The 20,232-nt window shown below is 67.2% G+C and carries 17 protein-coding genes; 5 read left to right on the top strand and 12 right to left on the bottom strand.

Annotated features, from left to right (window positions below):
* Nucleotides 1–134 precede the first annotated feature (134 nt).
* Nucleotides 135–1,763 (top strand): hypothetical protein, encoded by a 1,629-nt coding sequence (locus IM697_RS02135; protein ID WP_194044161.1) that lies wholly within the window; start codon nt 135–137, stop codon nt 1,761–1,763.
* Nucleotides 1,764–1,821: 58 nt separating this feature from the next.
* Here the strand turns inward: IM697_RS02135 and IM697_RS02130 are convergent, their stop codons facing one another.
* A complete protein-coding gene (locus IM697_RS02130) occupies nt 1,822–3,270 on the bottom strand; it encodes a hypothetical protein (RefSeq protein WP_194044159.1) in 1,449 nt (482 codons plus the stop codon).
* A gap of 805 nt (nt 3,271–4,075) precedes the next feature.
* On the opposite strand from IM697_RS02130, the gene IM697_RS02125 reads away from it, so the two are divergent.
* Entirely contained in the window at nt 4,076–4,468 is a 393-nt protein-coding gene (locus tag IM697_RS02125; RefSeq protein WP_194044158.1) for a protein NO VEIN domain-containing protein, read from the top strand.
* Nucleotides 4,469–5,505: 1,037 nt separating this feature from the next.
* Here IM697_RS02125 and IM697_RS44440 read toward each other — a convergent pair.
* Complete coding sequence (locus tag IM697_RS44440; protein WP_228044463.1) at nt 5,506–5,835, bottom strand: hypothetical protein; 330 nt, start codon at nt 5,833–5,835, stop codon at nt 5,506–5,508.
* A 511-nt stretch (nt 5,836–6,346) separates the two neighbouring features.
* On the opposite strand from IM697_RS44440, the gene IM697_RS02120 reads away from it, so the two are divergent.
* Nucleotides 6,347–7,819 carry an AAA family ATPase gene (locus IM697_RS02120; protein WP_194044157.1) on the top strand — a complete coding sequence of 491 codons (1,473 nt, stop codon included), beginning with the start codon at nt 6,347–6,349 and terminating at the stop codon, nt 7,817–7,819.
* A 138-nt stretch (nt 7,820–7,957) separates the two neighbouring features.
* Nucleotides 7,958–8,371, top strand: a complete 414-nt coding sequence (locus IM697_RS02115) for a hypothetical protein (RefSeq protein WP_194050163.1) — start codon at nt 7,958–7,960, stop codon at nt 8,369–8,371.
* 37 nt (nt 8,372–8,408) lie between these two features.
* Here the strand turns inward: IM697_RS02115 and IM697_RS02110 are convergent, their stop codons facing one another.
* Genes IM697_RS02110 through IM697_RS02090 form a run of 5 tightly spaced genes read right to left on the bottom strand, consistent with a single transcriptional unit; the run spans nt 8,409 to nt 13,041 of the window.
* On the bottom strand, nt 8,409–9,143 hold the full coding sequence (locus tag IM697_RS02110) for an ABC transporter (protein WP_194044156.1): 735 nt from the start codon (nt 9,141–9,143) through the stop codon (nt 8,409–8,411).
* Complete coding sequence (locus IM697_RS02105; protein WP_194044155.1) at nt 9,140–10,729, bottom strand: hypothetical protein; 1,590 nt, start codon at nt 10,727–10,729, stop codon at nt 9,140–9,142. The genes IM697_RS02110 and IM697_RS02105 overlap by 4 nt, the downstream gene beginning before the upstream one ends.
* Entirely contained in the window at nt 10,726–11,601 is an 876-nt protein-coding gene (locus IM697_RS02100; RefSeq protein ID WP_194044154.1) for an ABC transporter ATP-binding protein, read from the bottom strand. The genes IM697_RS02105 and IM697_RS02100 overlap by 4 nt, the downstream gene beginning before the upstream one ends.
* Nucleotides 11,598–12,491 carry a zf-HC2 domain-containing protein gene (locus IM697_RS02095; RefSeq protein ID WP_194044153.1) on the bottom strand — a complete coding sequence of 298 codons (894 nt, stop codon included), beginning with the start codon at nt 12,489–12,491 and terminating at the stop codon, nt 11,598–11,600. The genes IM697_RS02100 and IM697_RS02095 overlap by 4 nt, the downstream gene beginning before the upstream one ends.
* The gene (locus IM697_RS02090) at nt 12,457–13,041 is read right to left on the bottom strand and encodes an RNA polymerase sigma factor (RefSeq protein WP_265582699.1); all 585 of its coding nucleotides are present in this window, start codon (nt 13,039–13,041) and stop codon (nt 12,457–12,459) included. The genes IM697_RS02095 and IM697_RS02090 overlap by 35 nt, the downstream gene beginning before the upstream one ends.
* 290 nt (nt 13,042–13,331) lie before the next feature.
* Here IM697_RS02090 and IM697_RS02085 point away from each other — a divergent pair, with 290 nt between their 5' ends.
* Nucleotides 13,332–13,553: a hypothetical protein gene (locus IM697_RS02085; RefSeq protein ID WP_194044149.1), complete on the top strand. Its 222-nt coding sequence runs from the start codon at nt 13,332–13,334 to the stop codon at nt 13,551–13,553.
* 492 nt (nt 13,554–14,045) lie between these two features.
* Here the strand turns inward: IM697_RS02085 and IM697_RS02080 are convergent, their stop codons facing one another.
* The 5 genes from IM697_RS02080 to cpt all read right to left on the bottom strand — a co-directional run bounded on the left by IM697_RS02080 (nt 14,046) and on the right by cpt (nt 20,166).
* Nucleotides 14,046–15,863, bottom strand: a complete 1,818-nt coding sequence (locus tag IM697_RS02080) for a stealth family protein (protein WP_194044147.1) — start codon at nt 15,861–15,863, stop codon at nt 14,046–14,048.
* A 28-nt stretch (nt 15,864–15,891) separates the two neighbouring features.
* The gene (locus IM697_RS02075) at nt 15,892–17,589 is read right to left on the bottom strand and encodes a stealth family protein (protein ID WP_194044145.1); all 1,698 of its coding nucleotides are present in this window, start codon (nt 17,587–17,589) and stop codon (nt 15,892–15,894) included.
* 147 nt (nt 17,590–17,736) lie between these two features.
* A complete protein-coding gene (locus IM697_RS02070) occupies nt 17,737–18,087 on the bottom strand; it encodes an ArsR/SmtB family transcription factor (protein WP_194044143.1) in 351 nt (116 codons plus the stop codon).
* Between the two features lie 117 nt (nt 18,088–18,204).
* Nucleotides 18,205–19,485 (bottom strand): phosphatase PAP2 family protein, encoded by a 1,281-nt coding sequence (locus IM697_RS02065; protein ID WP_228044874.1) that lies wholly within the window; start codon nt 19,483–19,485, stop codon nt 18,205–18,207.
* A 96-nt stretch (nt 19,486–19,581) separates the two neighbouring features.
* On the bottom strand, nt 19,582–20,166 hold the full coding sequence (gene cpt, locus IM697_RS02060; protein WP_194044141.1) for a chloramphenicol phosphotransferase CPT: 585 nt from the start codon (nt 20,164–20,166) through the stop codon (nt 19,582–19,584).
* Nucleotides 20,167–20,232 lie beyond the last annotated feature (66 nt).

Below are 20,232 nucleotides of genomic sequence, written 5' to 3'. Positions count from 1 at the left end.
CCGACGCGCCGCAAGCTTACGGGGCCATGATCACTCGCGCCAAAGCAGCGCCACCCCAAAGCCGCTCCGCCGACCTAGAGGTCAAGCGCGCGTCTGTCACCACTGAACTCAACACGACCTGTCACACCACGCCCATGAGTGAGATGATCTTAAGAGTTCATGAAGGGGTGGCTATGCGGTTCAGCGAGTACTTCAAGATCAACCGAACTGATGATGACGACTGGTTTGATGTAGATCTGGACGTCGATCTTCCATACTTTCTGGACCCCTATTTGGTGTTGCAGGACTCATCTCCTGCGTGGGCAGAGGCCAGAGCCCGCTTGAACAGGTTCTACGAGAGAGTTCACGCAGCACTCAGTCCGCTCGACTGGGGACACGGCAACCCCGAAGCGCCACGCATCGTGAGGATGTCGGAACCACGAGAGTTCCGTTTAGGGCTGGGGAAGTACTCACGCCTCAATTCCGGACGCACACTTCGCAACCCTCTTGGCGGCATAAAACTCCCGGTTCCGGACATTAAAGGACCGTGGGAAGCAGGAGTAACTCAAGATTTTCTACGCCGACTCGGCTCGTTTGACCGCATCAGCGACATGACCTGCGTCGCCCTTAAGGGTCTATTGATACGGTATACGCAGGATGTAGCCAGCCGACACTCAATTCCCATCTGTCAGGTTGCCGTCCTCGACGCTGCTTGGGACTCCATCAGTGACGAATGGCGCACGGAGTTCCACGAACTCCCAATCGACCGCTTTGGTCAACCTGTCATTCTTATTCCAGAGAATTTCATTTCGGGTAAGTCATCTCTACCTGGGAGTGACTTCAGGGAGTCAGAATTCGTCGAATTTTTGACCAGCCTTCTCGAAAGGTCAGGAGTCGGTCAAGTTGCACAGGAAGTTCGACTATTCCATGATGCGGTAATCGACATCACGGTGACTACCAGTACGACTCTCCACATCGTGGAGTGCAAGAAGAAATTGCCCCAAACTTCTTCTCGCCTCGAAGAATTTGTCGGACAGATAAAGCGGTACGGAGCTCTCGCCAGAAACCAATATGCGGGGCTGGACCAGAGACTTACACTAGCCACCCCTGGAAAGTTGGCAGCAACACACCGTCACTATCTAGCCTCGCACGACATCTCGGTATGGGATGGCCCTTGGATCTACCAACAGGCATCTTCGATGGGCCTGGAGGAAGAAGCGAGGAGGTACGTCGGCGATGTCGACGTGAGCGACAATGCAGAGGCCGTAACCTTCGGAAATCGTCTTTCTAAACTATCCCCGGGCAGGGAGAGTTGGGCGCTCTACCAACGCCTTTGCCAGGAGATATTTGAATATCTCTTCAGTCCGCCACTTCGCACCCCGATTACGGAGAGCCGAAACGAGAACGGCGTCAACAGGCGGGACTTCATTCTGCCTAACTACGCACCAACCGGCTACTGGGAATTCCTCAGAAAGGAATACCGAGCCGACTATATCGTCGTAGACCCCAAGAACTATGCCGGAAAAGTGGGCAAGGAACGAGTACTCCAGGTTGCAAATTATCTACAGCGACACGGAACCGGCCTTTTTGGCATAATAGTCTGCCGTAATGGAGCAGACCGAGCGGCTCAGCTGACCATTCGGGAACAGTGGATCCTGCACGACAAGATGATCATTGTCTTGCAGGATGCCGATCTGCTGCAAATGCTAACCGACAAGTCTTTCGGCAATGATCCGGTGGAACTCATTCGCCAGAAGATCGAGGATTTTCGACTCGGAATCTGATTATGCAGGGGCCGGAGGGGCCCCAGATTGGCCCTTTGCTGGCGCCCGTGAACTATTCCTAGTTGATGAGGTGCCCGAACCGTTGGCGCAGCAGTGGAAATTCTCCCTGATGACTGAGGCCTGAGTTGCGACGCTCCTGCGCCTCTTCAGCAAGCTCGCGCAGATCGGCATCATCGAGAGCGATGACGAACCCGCGGCCGTCTTTGGCTGTGTCACGACACCGCTTCAAGAAGACACCCTTATCCTGGAAGTTTCTGCAAGTCATGATGCCAACCCAGCCCCGCTCACGACTAAACCGGCCAGATATTTGATCAAGTTCTTCGTTCCCTGGCTCACGAGAGTAGTTCTTGCACTCGACAGGCAAGACAGTAGATCCATGCCGGCGGGCAACCCAGTCGAAGAATCCGACGCCAGCCACGTTGTCATACAGAATGTCTATCCGCTTTCGCCCTTCGTGAATTTCCGCTTCAATTTTCATGTTGGAGCAGAACGGGTAGAGCAAGGCCGTAAGAAGACTCTCGACAGCACGGTGATACATTGAGGCGCCAGCATTTCCAGGACTGATGGCTTCTACCTGATCCATCAATGCCAGGTAGTCGACTTCTGGCGTCTGCGTCAGGTGCGAGACTTCAAGATGTGTAAGGGGAGGGCAAGCTAGTTTTGAAGTTGACTTCCTGTAACTCGGCAGAGCATGTGGGAACTTTGCTGTGTGCTCAATTATGGCAAGCTTATCAGCACCGTATTTGGCCTTTAGCTCTATCCTGGAAACACGCGGACTGCCATTCTTGAGTATTCTCACTAGCTCCGTCTTCGATTGGATCTCTTCCTGCTCCAGGAGCGGGGCTAGGTACCCGTTGTAGTACTTGTCCTTATTGAAAATGAGATCATGTCGCACAATTGATTTTGGGACGAGCAGAAGTTTATCCTCCTCTTCTCCACCAGCCCGCGGAAGATCAACATAGCCTTCCTGCCACTCAAGTGAGTTAGGGTTCCAAACTGGCCCGGAATGCTGCGAGACCGTTGCCATCCCATAGAAATCGCACGCTGCTTGAGTGTATCCGATAAGAGCGCCCCGGATGACATGCGTCGTAATATCTGAAACGATGTCACGGCCAATTCCAGGTATCAGTAGCGATGTGTCTTCCAGGTCACTCAGGAGCCCCGTCCTAGCCGCTTTGCTGTGCGTGAGAGTATCGACTACCTTCTCAGCACCAACGCCACCTAGGCCGCGCCCGCGGGAGCGGCCGATGGAAAAACCGAGATGTGTCTCGTTAGGCTCACCAAGGCGACCCAGGAGCTCCGACAAGCGTCCCTTATTTTGCACACGTACCGCTTCCAGTACTTCGGTAAAGAAGGACTGAAGCAGTGCTTCGCAATCGGCCGCCCAAGAACTGTCTTGAATGCGAATCGCGCGCGGGTCGATGAAGACCGGCACGTCCTTTGTCGTGTCGACATCTACAAAGTCAAGCGACGGCTGCGTCCGCCCGAGGTGAAACTCTTCCGACACTCGCATGGTCCCCCCAGCAAAGCGCGGTCACGGATGACTGACTGTAGATGCCATATGGACACAGCGCTAGGGCGCCTACGACGGGCATCCTCCGACAGTTTGGTCGGGCTCGCACACCTGCAGGCGGATGAGCAGCTGCCACCAATCTCGACGTAGACGCGCGCTCCGGCCCCTTGCTGCGCTACAAGTCTTCTGTGCGTAGTCTCCTGCGAGGGCTCGTCGATAGCCGCGCGTGGCGGGTCGCTAGGGTCGTGTGCTACTCCGTGGCAGGCCTCATCGGGGTGGGGATCTTCGTCGTCCTCCCGGTCACAGCTCAACTCAGCGGATGGAACGACGATGTCGAAGATCCGCCCGTCAGCTCTGGAGCTCCGTCGACTACGTACACGCCAGTTCACTGGACGCATCAGGGTTACGAGTGTGCAGACGGGTGGCCCTCAGACTCCATCGGCCGCCAAGGAACTTGTAGCCATCACGGAGGCGTCGTCTCCGTGTTTGAAGGAGACGAAGGAACGGTGCTCAGGTGCGGAGAGGCCGAGCACGCGCCTCGCCCCGAGGAACAACAGCAGCAGATTAAAGATTACGGGCGCATCGTCTGTGTGTTCGGGTGACCTCGTGTTCCCGGCCGCACCGCAAGCGCACCAGATCGAGCGGGGAACAGCGGGGAACCACGGGGAAAGCCACCGAGCCCGACGGGGCAGCGCCCAGGCCGTTCGCCGAGGTCAGCGCCCGAATCCGTCGACAATGATCGCAGCTTCCCAAGCTGATGGTGCCCACGGCATCATGAGGTCGCAGGACTGGGGGTGGCATGGGGAACAAAGAGACGGAACAGGCTGGGATCACACACGTGATGGCCTTGGAGCGGGCCGCCGGCCGCGATCCCAAGGACGTCCGCACCTCGGGCCTCCCGTACGACGTCGAGAGCTCGCCTCGCATGATCGAGGTGAAGGCCTTCAGTCGTTGTGCGCGCAGCGAAGTGCTCCCGTTGGAACATCGGCAAGTGGAGGCCGCAAAGGCAAACCCGGAGCGCTTCTACCTCTACGTGGTCGACAACCTTGCGAGCATCGACGGCGCAGCAGTCGGCGTGCGCATCCTGTATGGAGAGGTGCTACGGGCGATGATCGAGCGATCCCAGCCCCAGATCACCTACTGGCCCACCTTCAGGGCAGCCGAGTACGACCAGGCGGAGCGGCTGTACTGAGTGCTTCAGTACAGCAACCACGGCGACCGCAGCCGACTGTCAACAGCCCTCAACGGCTGACTGGCCAGCGCCCAGATCTCATGAGCCCCCGGCCGAGACTTCTGGACGAGGAGGTCGGTCAGCGCGCTGAGCCAACCAGACCAGAGAGCAGTCTTATCAGGGCATCTTCTGGAATCGGCTCCAGCCAGCCCCTGGCGACCAGGCGAAGCCATCTCCCGAGTCCCAAGTGCTCATTGCCCAAAGGTGAGTCACCTCACGAGGCAGAGTCGGGTCCCCCACGGGAAGGGGGGCCGCGGGCCTCATCAGCAAGTCAAACGCTGCGAATGGGGCAACGGTGTGCCCAGGAAGGATCACGAACAGGTGCCGCTCGTCTGCTCCTGACCGCTGGAGCTTTGCAAGGTTGTCTGCCTGCTTCGGCTCGCCTATCCAGCCGCTGACCCAGTCAGCAAATGCGTCTCCCGTAGGAGCCACCCAGCCCCCTGCCTTTTCGGGTGGCTGCTTGATGAGGCAGTAGATGCTGCCGGGGAAGTCCGTGGCGGGTGATTGGAACGCAGAGACGACCCTCATCCGTTCCGCTTGGCTGACGAGTTGGCTTCGAGCATCCCCGTGAGCATCACGCAGAGTGCGAAGGCTCAGCCGCTCCATCTGAGCAAGGAGTGGTGGAAGCCCGATTCGCACTGTATTCATGCGGGCTGTGGGCAGCAACTCGACAATCCATCCGCCCGCCAGACCTGCCTCGATCCAACGACCACCACGGGTCATGCTCTTCCAGAGGGAGATTGACTCTGGGTCCGCTGCAGCCGTGACCTCCAAGGCCGCATACCGACGCCCATCTCGGAGGAGATCGAAGTCATGCATGTTCGGCTGTGAGCCATCGTCGTGGGGACGCACTTCGACGCCTGGCAGCGCAGCCTGAAGGCACCTGCGTACCCACTGCTCATCTTCGCGGATCCTCGGCATGTGAGCAGTGTGGCCGAGCCGTCGCTCCATTCGCCCTTAATTTCTGGTGTTCGCCCCTCAACGATTCCCGGTTCTGCTCAGTACGAGGGAGTGAAGCCGGCGGACTGGTCGAGGTGGAATGCGGGGCCCGGAGCCGTCGGAGTCCAACCCTCACGCAGGGCAATCCGAACAGCCGAGGCAACACCGGACGGCATCACTGGCTCAGCCTCACGGCCGATCCAGTTGCTCGGGTGCGGCTGGTCGGTGGTGACCACAAGCGTCATGCCCGGAGTCTCCGCATACTCGACCGCGAACGTGCACGGCGACCAGGCCAAGCCCTGGAAGTACGTTGGCCGGCCCCGCAGCCGCCAGCGGTAGACCGTGCCGTCGACAACGATCGGTCGTGATCCCTTGCGGACCAACGCCATGACTCCCCCTCCAACAGCGAAGATGCTAGCTAGCCCAGCCCCGCCGTCCGTCTCAGTTTCCGTCTCATTCAGCGCCGTTCGCGGCCGTTCAGCCCGGACCAAAGCCGGTAGCCGCTCTCACGACCGGCCGCCCATGAACGCAGGTGAACGGCCCCGTCCGAAGCCCCGGAGGCCACCACCACAGTTGGAAAGCGTGTTGGGGGCAACCCCTCACGAGTTCGAATCTCGTATCCTCCGCAGCCGCCTGAACAGGCGAAACGAGGAGCCGGGCCGCAAGATGCGGTCCGGCTTCTCGTTGTGCGTTGGTCTCAGTCTTGGCCTCATTCACTTCCGGCATTCACGACATTCTTCTCGCATAGTGCAGCTCGCCGCTCCCGCGAGCCCTGCCCCTCTAGGAGTCACCCACGGATGCGGTGACGCAGTCACCGAGCGCCATCTGCATGCGCATGAGCGTCGGCGCAGATATAGAGGTATGTTTTATGGAGGCGTACTTCTATATCCGGGGTGAGGCGTGGACAAGCCTGCCGAGATGTTCGACCGGGACTACGAGTGGTCGGCACTGAGCCGGTTCATCACCGACCCGCAGCCAGGAGCGACCCTGGGGGTGGTCTCTGGGCGTCGCCGCCAGGGCAAGACGTTCCTGCTGGATGCCGCCTGCCGTGCCGCCGGAGGGTTCTATTTCGGTGCGACCGAGGCTGCCGATGCCGAGTCGCTGCGGCGGATCAGCGCCGCGTTGACCGCTCACGTCCGCCCTGTCAGCCCGTTCCACTTCGCCAACTGGTCGGAGGCAGTCGACGCACTGCTTGGGCTCGGCTCCGAGCGGCCCGTCCCTGTTGTGATCGATGAGTTTCCCTACCTCGCCAAGGCCAACCCGGAGCTGCCCTCGATCATCCAGGAGGCTCTGCGGCCCCTGCGTGATCAGCGCACCAGCTCGCGCACGCGGCTGCTGCTGTGCGGCTCGGCGCTGTCCTTCATGGGTCGGCTGCTGTCGGGCAACGCCCCGCTGCGTGGACGGGCCGGGCTGGAGATGGTCGTCCGCCCCCTCGACCACCGCCTCGCTGCCGAATTCTGGGGCATCGCCGATCCCCACCTGGCAATGAAGGTGAACGCTGTCGTAGGCGGCACGCCCGCCTACCGGCGCGAGTTCGCGCGCGGCGATACTCCCCGGGGACCGGAGGACTTCGATGACTGGGTCGTCCGCACAGTCCTCAACCCCGAGACCCCCCTCTTCCGTGAGGCCCGCTATCTGCTGGCCGAAGAACCCGACCTTCGTGACACCGCCCTGTACCTGTCCGTCCTGGCCGCCGTCGCCGACGGCAACGCCACTCGCGGCGGCATGGCCGGCTATCTGGAACGCAAGGCCACAGACATCGCGCACCCCATCAATGTTCTGGAAGACGCGGGACTGCTGCACCGCGATGCGGACGCATTCCGCGACAACCGGCCCACGTATCGCATCGCCGAACCGCTGATCGGCTTCTACCACGCGATCATGCGCCCGGTCTGGGACCAGCTCGAACGCCCGGGCAGTGCGTCACGGGTCTGGCAAGCCAGCCGCCGACGCTTCGTGAGCAATGTCCTGGGGCCGCATTTCGAACAGATCTGCCGCGACTGGGCTCTCCATCACGCCGATCCCGACCTGCTGGGCGGTCTGCCCGCCCACGTCGGGCACGGCGTGGTCCACGACTCCAAGGCCCGCATCGGACATGAGGTCGACGTGGCGGTGATCGGCATCGCCGACGCGGGCAAACCTCCGCTCCTGGCCATCGGGGAGGCCAAGTGGAACGACACCATGGGCATGGCCCACATCGAACGCCTCCGGCATATCCGCAGCATTGTCAGCCAGGCCGGACGTTATGACACCACCAACACTCGGCTCATCTGCTTCAGCGGAGCAGGATTCAACGACAAAGCCCACGCGGCAGCGGAAGCCGACCCTGACGTCCGTCTCGTCGACCTGGCTGCCCTCTACAGCCAGGCGTGAACCGGCGCGCACCGAGACCGGAACGGCAGCCGCCACGGAGATGATCAAATGCCCTCAGCTGGGGTTATCACGCCGCTGCAACAGATAGCCCCAGACCGGCTCCAGTGCCTCGTCGTCCAAGGCCAGGGAGTCGGACCAGTGACGCTGTTCGAGCGCAGCAAGCGCGCGGACGAGTACCCGGACGTCGAGTGGATCATCGGTGGCGGCCGGTCCCTGGAGGCAATCCCCGGCAGCTCCCCCACCGCCGCCCTCGACGCGATCGTCCCGGACCGCCCCGTCTTCCTGCCCAACACGGCCGCCGACCGCCGACGCCTGAGCCCCGGCCCACCGCGGGTCGGGTGGGACCGGGCGCGTCTCGTCTGGAGTGCGGTTGAAACGTCTGCGGAGGATCCGGGTGAAGTGGGCCTGGCCGGCAAAGCCTCGGCGGTGGGCGACTTCGGTGGTCGTCAGGTGGCGGGAGCCGGGGTCCGCGAGTTCCTCGCGGGCCACCTGCCGAGCCTGGCCCGGTGTGCCGAACGGCGCGGCCCGGTGATGGTCCCCAGGTGCGGCTGAAGCGACGCGGGCCGGAGTCGTCTCCGGCCCCCGGGGATCACTCGAACCGTGGTCGGCGTTGAGGTGGATCACGGTCCGGCTGTGGCGCGGAGGGGGCCGGCGGGTGACGCAGCCGACCGCGTGGCAGGCGCGGCTCGTCGCGGAGTTGTGCTGCGCAGCCGATCAGGGCGAGGACCAGCAGCACCGCCCATCGCAGGGCGGCGTCGCTCCGGTCCGGATCACCCGGTACGGGAAACAGCTCCAGGCCGTGCGGCAGAAACAGCGCCGCCACGGCAAAGAGCGTCAGCGCGGGCGCGGCGACCAGGCTGCCCGCTCCCGGTGCCGAGCGCCGCACACCGAAGAGGGCGAGGGCCAGCGTGCCGACGGCGAGCGTCACTCCTTCCACCGCGAGCCCGCCGACGGGGAACAACTGTCGTGCGTCGGCTGCCACCCCCAGCCGGGCGAGGCTCGCCGAGGCGCCCCAGAAGAGGCCGAAGAGCAACAGGCCCACGGCCATCCGCAGGCCGCTGCGCAGCCCTCGGGAAACAGGCACCACCTCGGTCGTGCGGGCCGCGGGATCGTCCAGGAGGCAGGCGAGGCCGATGGCGGTCAGTACGGTCGCGATCCGCAAGAGCACGGCGGCCGCGTCCGGTTGGACATGTGCGGAGAACAGCACCGGGCAGGCCGTACCGACCACCCCCACCACGCCCGCGCCGAGCAGCGGGAGAGTGCGGGTGGCCCGTAGGTCGGGCCCGAGGAGAGTGCGCAGCACCGCACCCCTGGACGGGTTCACCGGCACCGGCCCTCCTCGCCTTCGCGCGCGGCCGGCGGGGCCGGGACGCCCAACAGGGCTGCCGCCTGGTCGGTCGTGGTGTCCGGCGCGGTGAGTTCCGCCCACGACTGCTTCACCTTCGCGCCGACTTCGGCGTCGGGCCGCGTCAGCAGGGTCCGTACGAGGTCCTGTTCCCGCGCGTTGACACTGAAGCCGGTGGCGGCGTGGAAGGCGTTGAGCGCGAGACCGCCGAAGGATCGCCCGGCCAGCGAGTGGTAGGCGTCCCGGGTCCCGTCGGTCGCCTGGACCGCGAGCCACAGCGTGATCGCCCCGCGGGCACGGCAGATCGCCTGGTTGCCGGCATCCGCGGGGGCCTCACCGGTCACCGCGCGGTGCGCGAAGCCGCCGGCGAAGCCGAGCATGTGGTCGCCCGCGAGATCGCTGTGCGTGCCCCAGTCGGTGCCGACGGGCACGGCGCCAGGCGTCCCGGCCGCACGATCGTCGGCGGCCCACCGCGCCACCGGCAACGGCGGTACGACACCGTCGTCGACCGTGCTCAGGAAGACGTGCTGGCGTACGGCGTACCGCTTCTCCCGCGCGGCCTGCGGCACCCAGCGCAGCACTCCCCCGGTCACCTCCGCCCACTGCCGGTACCGGTCCTTGAACACGGGGAAAGCGCAGTAGTCGATGCCGCCGCTCTCGACGCACACCTGCTGCGACGACGGGGTGTTCTCGGCGGTCTCGCGGGCCTCGCGCACCTCGTCCGGCAGGCCGCGCTGCTGCGCGAAGCCCGCGCCCAGCACCGCGAGCAGGGCGACGCCGGCCGTCGCTCTGAACGCGGTCGAGCGACCGCCTGCGCGGAGCACCGCCACCGCGGCCACCAGGACCACCAGGGCGGCCAGGTAGAGCAGATGCCAGCCCACGGGACGGTGGGTGAGGGCGGTGGGCAGCGGTGGAGCGTTCTCGTCCTCGATGCCGACCAGGCCCCACCACCGCACCTGCGACTGCGACTGCAGCGCGCCCGCCACCGTCACGATCCCGAGCGCGGCCAGGGTGAGCGGCGCGGCCACCACGGACCGGACGACGTGGGCCGCGACGACGCCGATCGCGCCGGCCAGGAGCACCACGAGCGGGCCCGTGGCGAGCTCCGCCACGGAGGGGCTGCCGACCGCCGCGTCCTGAGCGGCCGCGTATCCGATGCGGGCCCCGGACAGGACCGCCGACAGCGCGGTCACCGGCACCAGGGCGAGCAGTTGGGCCGCGGTGCGCCGCCAGGGCGGGAGCACCAGGAGGTCGAACATGGCGTCGGTGCCGTGTCGGTACGGGCGCAGCGCGGCGAGGTTGGCCCCGAGCAGGGTTCCCGCCGCGATCAACAGCAGCGACACCTGGGTGTAGCGGTCCTCGTCGTGCAGTACCGGATAGCGGTCGTCGCCGGAGTACGCGCTGTAGGCCCACTGCACCAGATACAGCGCGAACGCGGCGAGTACCGCGGGGTGCCGCAGCAGTCGTACGGCTTCGGCGCGGGCGAGCGTGCGCGTGGCGGCGCCCGCCGCGCCAGGGGTGCGGCTCTCGGCGCCCACCGGGGCCTCGGTCATCGTGCCGCTCATGCCGCTGCCCCCTGGCCGGCCCGGCGCCCGGTGTGGTCGAGGAGCAGCAGATAGCCGTCCTCCAGCGCCGGGTCCACGATCGCGGCACCCGGCGGTGGGCTGCCGATGTTGCGGAACGTCCCGTTGCCCGTACGCCATCCGGCCAGCGCCTGCGGGTCGCGCTCGGCGCTGCTCCACACCCGGCCCTGGGCGACCGCGCTCAGGCCGACCGGATCGCCGTCGAACTTGACGACGCCGTGGTCGAGTACGACGACGCGACGGCACAGGGCGGCGACGTCCTCGGTCTGGTGAGTGGAGAGCAGAACGGTCCGTCCCTCTCCGATGTCGGCGATCAACTCGCGGAAACGCAGGCGCTGTTCGGGATCGAGGCCGACGGTCGGCTCGTCGAGGATGAGCAGTTCGGGCTCGCCCGCGAGGGCCGCGGCGAGCGCCACACGCTGCTTCATTCCGCCCGACAGCATCCGGATCCGCTTGCCGCGGTGCTCACTCAGGCCCACGGCGTCGAGGACCCGGCGCACCTCGTCGTGCCTGCGGCCGCGGTGTGTCATCTCCTTGAGGATCGCGACGTAGTCCACGAACTCGAAGGCGGTGAAGTTCGGATGGAATCCGGGGTCCTGCGGCAGGAATCCGAGGTGCCGCCTGATCTCCGTCCGCTGACCGGGGTCGCGGGGATCCCGGCCGAGCAACCGGATCTCCCCGGTGTCGGGGACGAGTGCGGTGGCCAGGGCCCGCAGCAGGGTGGTCTTGCCCGCGCCGTTGGGCCCGAGCAGGCCGGTGACGCCCGTCTGCAGCGAGAAGGACACGGAGCCGAGCGCCACGGAGCGCCGGTAGCGCACCCCCAGATCCCTCACCTCGACGGTGTGATCGGTCATCGGGCAGTCCCCTGTCGGTGGATGGGCCGTCGCTGGACGGGCCGGTCGAATGCGGTACGGGAGAGCAGCACGGCCACGCAGGCCACGGCGAGCACCGCGGCGGAGGCGGTCTGTCCCGTCGTACTGAAGACCGCGTGCGAGTCGTGGGTGGCGATCAAGGCGGCGAGCCAGCCGGCCCCGGTCACGCCGGCCGCCGTCGTGGAGTCCATACGTGCCGCCAGCGCGAGGCTCACGGCGGTGAGCGCACAGCCGGGCAGCAGCCACCCGAAGGTGGCGAGGCCGAGGCCGGGCAGGGCCAGGCCGGCGGCGCACGTCACGGCGATGCACGTGCCGAGGACCACGGCGGTGCGCAGCAGCACGAGCCGGAAGGCCCGCAGGGGTGTCACCAGACCCATCTCGTGCGCGGGGTCCCAGCGCCGGCCGTAGGACACGGCCACTCCGGCCACGGGCAGCAGCGGCGCGAGACCGAGGAAGAGCACCGGGGTCCCGGCCGGCTCGGCGAGGCGCGCGATCAGCGCGGCGAGCAGCAACGTCAGGGCGGCGGCACCCACCCAGGACGCGCGCAGCACCGGAGTCGCCGCGACCAGTCGCGCCACGTGGTCCGGCACGCCGAACCGGAGCAGCAGCCGCTCTGCCCCGCCGGGCACGGGTGCGTCGATGGCCACGTCGAGGCGCTGCCAGCCGTGGTCCAGGATCCGCTGGTCGGTGTGGCCGGACAGCCGGGAGCGGCAGAGCGGACAGCGGTCGAGGTGCGCCTCGACGGCCCGCAGGGCGTGCGGCGCCGTCTCCCCGCGCGCGTAGTCGCCCAGCAGCGCGTCAGGGGTGTGGTGGTCGGTACCGGGGTCAGAACGGTGGTCAGTGCTCTCCCGCGGCGGTCTCCGCTGCGTCATCCTCGCCTCCTCTCCAGCCGGGCCGCGACCGCGACCCGTCGAGTTCCTGCTTGAGCAACCTGCGGGCGCGCATGGCGCGCGTCTTCACCGTGCCGGGCGGCACTCCGAGGACGTGCGCGGCCTGCCGTACGGTCAGGCCGTCGACCACCGTCGCCTGCATGACGTGCCGGAGCTCCACGGGCAACCGGGCCAGCGCATCGGCCAGATCGCCGTGCCGGCCGCCGGCGAGCACCTTCTCCTCGGCAGACGGTTCGTCGCGGGTACGCAGTCGCCGCAGCGCCTGCTGCAGCCGCGAGCGGGCGCCACCCGAGCGGGCCTGGTCCGCGAGCCGCCGGGAGGCGATGCGCCACAACCAGCCGGCCATGTCCGCGACCTGCCGCTGCCGACCGGCCGCGCAGGTGCGCCACAGGTCGAGAAACGTCTCCTGGACGATGTCGTCGAGCAGCGAGCCGTCCGCGCATCGGTGGCGCAATCGGCTGGTCAGCCAAGGGGCGTAGTGACGGTAGAGCAGCTCGAAGGCGTCGCGGTCCCCGTCGGCGACAGCCGCCACGAGGTCTGCTTCGGTATCCGCGTCGCGCGGCTCTCCCACCACACCCCTTCGTCGTAACGGCCCGCGCTTCCGGTTCACCCACCCGAAGTGACCCTCGTCACATCCGATCGGGCCGGGATTAGGCAACGGAGGGCGCACACGACCGACGACCAGCCTGACTGGACACGATCAAAGGCGGCTTCCCGTCGTACGGACCGAAACCGCAGGTCAGTGGCGTGACGCGGCTGTTCCCGTGTGGATCTGTGCCGATGGCCATAGCGGGCGGGACGCACGTGGGCTCATACTGAGCCATGCCAAAGCCTGCGGTACCGAAGCGTCACCTGCCCACCAGCCCCTTCAGGGCCCCGGTCACACCGGCTCCCAAGCACTTCGCCATGGGTGACCAGGTCACCCATGACGTGTACGGCCTCGGCCGGGTGATCGGCATCGAGGACGGAATCGCGGCGCTCGTGGATTTCGGCTCGGCGCAGATGCGGATCTTGAGCCCGTACGCGAAGATGACCAAGCTGTAGGACCGCCGTGCCCGGTCGCGGCACGCCAGGCCCCATCAGGGGCCTGTAACGAAAGAGAGACCTCTCATCGATCCGACGTCGTTGTTCTCCGCTCTGGAAGGGCAACCCCGCCGTTCCACCGCGGCATCGCCGCCTCCGGCGACAAACCCCTTCCAGGCCCCGGACTTCGGGGAAGACGAGATTTTCCCGCTCGAGGATGTCCAGGAACCCGCCTCGGGCATGCGTGCCGCGCGCCCCAGGTCGGCCTAGCTCCCGCGAGTGACGGCGGCTTCGACGGACTGACCGCGGGCCGCCTCCGGTACTGCGGTGAGGAGTTCGGCCGTCCAGGTTTCCGTCCCATTCCGCGTCGCGCCGTGCACGGCCGTTCAGGCGAGATGGGCGACCCCTCACGAGTTCGCATCTCGTGTCCTCCGCCAGCTCAGAGGGCCGGACCAGGAAAGTGGTCCGGCCCTGCGGCGTCCGTCCGAACGAACCAGCTGACGGACGTACACGTCAGTCTCGGTGCTGTGCTTCCTCCCGCGTCGGCTGGGCCGGGACCCGTGCCGCGAGGGGGGCGATCGGGCGGGAGGACGTGGTTCGGGGCGCGCCTTCGAAGCGGCTCGGGAAGGGGTACTTGCGTTCCAGGAAGGTGCGGATGGCGGCCTCGGCCTCGGGTCTGGCTTCGGGGGCGGTGTCCACGTCGTTGAGGCAGAAGAAGTCGACGTCCTCGCCGGCCGCGAGGCGGGCCAGGCGGCGGTGCATGTCCGGGGTGCCCAACTGGACGTAGCGGAAGCGGTAGTCGGCGGGGACGGCGCGGCCGGTCGCCATCGCCCAGTGGTGGTGGAGCGTGGAGGCGGGGGCCACGTCGGATGTGGAGCGGAAGCGGGAGTAGGAGGTCTGCTTCAGCTCCTCGATGCCCAGGCTCTCCATCTCCCGCATGACCGAGAGGAGTTGGGGGTGGGGGGTGTGCAGCGACTTGTGCGTGATGTGTCTGCCGTGGAAGCGGCTGATCACCTCTCGGGCGTTCTTGCCGGCGGAGTTCGGGGCCGGTTCGAGGGGGTGCGGGGCGCCGACTCCGAGCTTCAGGGGGGAGAGCGGGATGCGGGCTATTCCGTTGCCGTGGAAGAAGTGCTCGGCTTCCACCGGGCGGTTGATGAAGACGTCGTCGTTGAAGTAGAGGTAGTGCTCCGACAGGCCGGGGATGTGGTGCAGGCGGCTCTCGATCGCGTGGGAGTTGAAGACGGGGAGGGCGCCGGGCGGGAGGATGTCGCGGTGGTCGACCACGGTGAGGCCCGCTGCGTTCGGGGCCAGCCAGGTCGGGATCTGGGAGTCGGTCACCAAGTAGACGTGGCGTATGAAACCGGCGTACATCTCCAGGGAGCGCAGCGCGTACTTCAGTTCGTCGTGGCTGGTGTAGCGGGAGGCGCCGGTCTCGCGCGCGGCGATGGCGTTGGGGGAGAGCTGTTGATGGGCCCGGCGCTTCGCGGCCATCGCCGGGTCGTCGCCGTCGACCCAGGTGTAGACGGCGTCGACGGGGAAGCGGACCTCGTCGATGTCCGGCTCGGCGAACGGGGCGAACGTCGGCACGCTGCGGTGGCGGAGCGCCACCGCAGCCGGCCGCTGTGCCGTCACCGGGAGCACCTCGGAGACGGGGTTGCGGCGCGGGGCGACGAGTGCCGGGCCGAAGACGTCCGGCGACAGCCGGCTGCCGGGCACGGTGAGCCATGCGGGGTCGGGGGCGGTGCCCTGGTCCCGGCCGTGGTGCCAGAACTCGATGTCGCAGCCCGTGTCCAGGCCGGTGAGGACCTGTCCGCCGGGGCCGAGGCGTACCACGCCGGTGCGGAGCACCGACGCCCGTCGCAGCGCTCGCGGCAGCTTTCCGTCGGACCACAGTGCCGCCGTCGTCACGGCGCCGTCCGGTGCCACGGCGGCGACGTACCCGACGGTGCCGGCGAAGCGCTGGGCGGCGCGGGAGAGGATCGCGGCGCGGTACGTCTCGTCGACGCCCACGATCTGCCGCGGCGCACCGTGCCCGTGGTCGGTGGGGACCAGGAAGTACGGGACGGCGAGCCCCTCCAGCAGGGTGCACACCCGCTCCAGGTCGGCCTCGACGGCGTCCGTGGCGGTGTAGGCGGCGACGGTACGGCCGTACAGTCGCACCGGTCCGAAGGTGACCCGGTGCAGTCCGGGGACGGCGGTCCGCAGACGCCGTCGGGCCCGGGTCGCGCGCAGGGCCCAGAGGCGGGCCGCCAGCCGGAGCCGCAGGCGCAGCAGAGAGTTCCGGGCGGCCCGCATGCCCGCGGGTGCCGCGATGCGGTGACGGATGTCCATGCCCCCCATGTCCATGCCCCCGCCCCCGTCAGTTCTGTCGCTCGAAGGGGCTCGGGAAGGGGAAGTAGTCCTCCAGGAACTCGTTCATGCGGACGCCGACCTGTTCGCGCTCCTCGGGCGGTACGTCGACGTCGTTGAGGCAGAAGAAGTCGAAGCGGCGGTTGTGGCGCAGATCGGCCAGGCGCTTCCCGGCGTCCGGGCGGCTGATGTTCACGTAGCGGAAGCTGTACTTCCCCGGCACGCCGTGGCCGGTCATCAGGGCGTACTGGTAGAGCAGCGGGGCCGTCAGGGCGATGTCCTGCGGGGAGCGGAAGCGGGACGCCGTGGTGCGGCGGATGTCCTCCGGGAAGAGCCCCTCGAGTGCCCGCAGCGTCTCCCGCTGCTGTGGCAGGGGGGTGTGCATGAAGTTGTTCGTCGTCATGCGGCCGAACTTCTCCAGCAGCAGGCGGCGGACGTTCTTGCTCGCGGAGTTGGTGGCCGTCTCCTCGGCGTGCGGCTTGCCGACGCCTATCTTCAGCGGGGAGACCGGGATCTTCATCAGGCCGCTGCCGTGGAAGAAGTGCTCGGCGGTGACCCGGCGGCCGACGAACACGTCGTCGTTGAAGTAGAGGTAGTGCTCCGACAGGCCCGGGATGTGGTGCAGCCGGGTCTCGATCGCGTGGGAGTTGAAGACGGGGAGGACGTCGGGCGGGAAGATGTCGCGGTGGTCGACGACCGTGATCCCGGGGGCCCCGTCGTCGAGCCAGTGCGGCTGCTGGCCGTCGGTCACGATGTAGATGTGCCGGACGAAGTCGGCGTACATCGCGAGTGAGCGCAGCGAGTACTTCAGCTCGTCATGGCTGGTGTAGCGGGAGGCGTTGGTCTCCTTGTCCAGGATCTCGGCGATGCCCTGGCCCTGGTACCGGGCCCGCTTGGCCCGCATCTGCGGCTGCTCGCCGTCCACCCAGGTGTAGACGACGTCGACGGGGAAGGTCACGTCGTTCACGGTCGGCAGGGTGAGCGGGGCGAAGCTCGGCAGCTCCCGGTCGCCGATCCGTACGGTGACCGGCTGCTGCTCGGACGCCGGGAGAACGTCCGTGATGCCGTTGTTCCGCGGTGCGACGAGGGACTCGGCGAAGATGTCCTCGGACGCCTGCGGCTGCACCTTGGCCAGTCGCCGGGCCCCGTCGTCGGTGGCGAGGAGCTGTGCGCCGTCCTCCCAGAACTCGACGTCGCAGGCGAGTTCCGGGCCGGCGAGCAGTTGGCCCGAGGGGCCCAGGTGGTTCTCCCCGATCCTGAGGACGGGGGCCGTACGCAGCGCGGCCGGCAGTACGCCGTCCACGAACAGTGCGGGGTTCTTGAGCTGTCCGCCGGGCAGCGGTCTGCCGATGAACACCGCCTTGCCCGTGTTCTGCGCCTCCAGGGTGGTGAGGAAACGCTCCCGGTCGACGGCGTTCACCCCGACCGTGTGGCGGGTGCGCGAGGTCGGCACCAGGAAGTAGGGGATGCCTTCCCGCTCCAGCGCGGCGACGACCAGGCCGAGGTTGGCGGTGGCCGCCCCGGTGGCGCTGAACCGGGTCACGATGCGGCCGTAGAACCGCTGGCCGCGTACCGCCACCGGGCGGAGCGTGGGGTCCGTGACGGCTGCCATGCGGCGCCGCCGCATGGTGCGAAGCTGCCACACCCGCTCGGCGGCCTTCCGCTCCACTCGCGGTCGCATCCGCCGGGCAAAGGAACGCACGGTCACGTTCTGAGCTCCTCTACATGAATCCCTCAGACATCCCTGCGTTAACCAGACACACGTATGAGGCGGAAGGTTGTAGAAGAGTTCTCCGAGAATTAACAAACGAGAGGCCGTGTGGAAAACCGGCCCTCAGCCAGGCGTGATAAAGAGCTACGACGGCGGCTTCGTCTCCCCCTGCGCGGCCTTGAGGTCGGCGAGCAGTTCGGCCTGGCCGGCCAGTACGCCGGAGAGGATGGTGCGGGCGACCCGCAGGAGCTCGGCCACGTGCGGGCTGGTCAGTGAGTAGTAGACGGTCGAGCCCTCCTTGCGGGTCGCGACCAGGTTGGCCCGCCGCAGGACCGCGAGCTGCTGGGAGAGGTGGGCGGGCTCGATGCCCACCTCGGGCAGCATCTCGGCGACCGCGTGCTCACGCTCGCTCAGCAGCTCCAGGACCCGGATGCGGGCCGGATGGCCGAGCGTCTTGAAGAACTCGGCCTTCAGTTGGTACAGCGGCGTGCTCATCGTGCCGTCCCCTCCGCGACACCACGGCACGGCCCCGCCGGCCGCGCCCCGGCGCATCGCATCCACCCACTCATCGACAACATGTGAACCATCCTCGCCTGCGGTGATCCGGCGGGGTCACACCAGTTCGGGTTGGGGTTCCGGCTGGGAGGCCGAGAGGGGCTTCTGGTCCCACGCTCTGGTGGTGCGTATGTAGGCGTAGATGACCGAGAGCATCGCCAGGATCAGCAGCGGGCCGGCTATCCATGGACGCTGCGCCATCTCCAGCGGAAGGTAGCGGTACGACGCCAGCAGGGCCGCGAAGACCGCCGTGCCGTAGGCCACCAGTCGGGTTCCGGAGCGGTCCCAGCCGCGGGCCTGTGCGCGCAGGGCCGTTTCTATCGTGAGGGTGAAGACCACGCCGGCCACCAGGTCGACGCCGTAGTGGTAGCCGAAGCCCAGGGTCGCGCCGAGGGTGGCGATCAGCCAGAACGTGCCTGCGTAGCGCAGGAGGCGGGGGCCCTTGCGGGTGTGGATGAAGATCGCTGTGGCCCAGGCCGTGTGGAGGCTGGGCATGCAGTTGCGCGGGGTGATCCCGTCGAACGGGATCGGGTGCGGGGCGACGAGGGGCGGTGCCGTCTCCGGCCATATGTGGGCCGTCGCCCAGGGGCCGCCGTCGGCGCCGTAGGCGAAGATCGGTCCGACCACCGGGAAGATCATGTAGATCCCGGGGCCCAGGAGGCCGATCGTCAGGAAGGTGCGCACCAGGTGGTGGCGCGGGAAGCGGCGCTCCGTCGACACGTGGCGCAGCTGGTACAGGGCCGCGACGACCGCGGCCACCGCGAGCTGTACGTAGACGTAGTCGAGGATGTGGGCGCCGACGGGGCCGGTGGCCCTGACGATTCGGCCCACCAGCCAGGACGGGCTGCCCAGCGCGTGGTCGGCGATCGCCACGTACGGGTCGAGCACCGTCGGGCGGGTCTTCGAGGTGATCAGGAGCCAGGCGTCGCCGGTCTTGCGGCCGGCGACCAGCAGCAGGGCCAGGCCGACGCCCTTCAGCAGCAGGACGCGTTCCCGGCCGGTACGGCGGGTGAGGGCGATGACCGCGCAGGCCAGCACGACGCAGAGGGCGCCATTGCCGAAGGGGTGGCCCTCGGTGACCTTGACGCCGGCCACCCAGCGCACGAGCAGGACGGTGACGTCGATGCCGATCGCGGCGCCGAGCGCGATGAGCCGCTGCCGCCAGGTGAGCACGACCATCATCAGCGCCATGCCGGCGTACAGCAGGAACCCCGACTTCGGGGGGAACATCACCTCTCGCGCCTGGTTGGTGATCGGCCCGGGCATGCCGTAGCCGCGCGCGGCGATCTCCAGCGCGACGAGGAACCCGACGCCCACCACGCCCGCCGTGACCCACAGCGCCCTGGGTCCTATTCGCGAAGACAGTTCTGATTTTATGGGTATCAACTATTTTGGCCGATTTTTCAGATTGTTAAGAACAATGCCCGTCAACCGTCAATCAGTTCGATCGGTCATGTTATCTGAGTGGCGCAAGTGGTTTTCGATGAAAAGTTGATGAGCCGCGATCGTCCGCGCGCACTCCAGGGACTCGGTGTGGGTGGTGTCCACCTCCAGGTCGTAGCGCACCCCCTGGTGCACCACGTCCGCCTGCAGCGCGGCCATCCCCGGGACCCGGTCGCCCCGTGCGATCTCGCGGCCCTCGGCGACCGCGCGCTCGCACCTGACGCCGACCCACAGCACGGTCAGCCCGTCGAGAGCCTTCTGCCAGCGCCGCTGGGACGCCGCGCCGCCCAGGAAGACGTCGTCCACGATGATCCGGGCGCCGGCACGGGCCATCGCCGCGATGCCCGCCACCCAGGCCGCGTCCAGCGCCGTGAAGTCCGCCCCGACGCTCACCCCGCCGTCCGCCTCGAAGACGATCCCCTCGTCCGACGACCGCATCCTCGCGGGCAGCGCCTCGACGAACGAGTCGACCCCGAACGCCAGCCACGGATCCGGCAGCACGGCCTGCAGGCACCGTACGATCCCGGACTTCCCCGAACTGGAACCGCCGTTGAGAACGATCACCTGGGTCGACATGTCGGGTCACAGTAGGCCCACCCCCGCACGGCACCAAGCGAATTTCGGACATCCCCGGACCCGGCG

Source organism: Streptomyces ferrugineus (assembly GCF_015160855.1).
In the GTDB taxonomy this organism is placed as follows: Bacteria; Actinomycetota; Actinomycetes; order Streptomycetales; family Streptomycetaceae; genus Streptomyces; species Streptomyces ferrugineus.
This window is presented reverse-complemented; position numbering and strand designations above follow the sequence as displayed.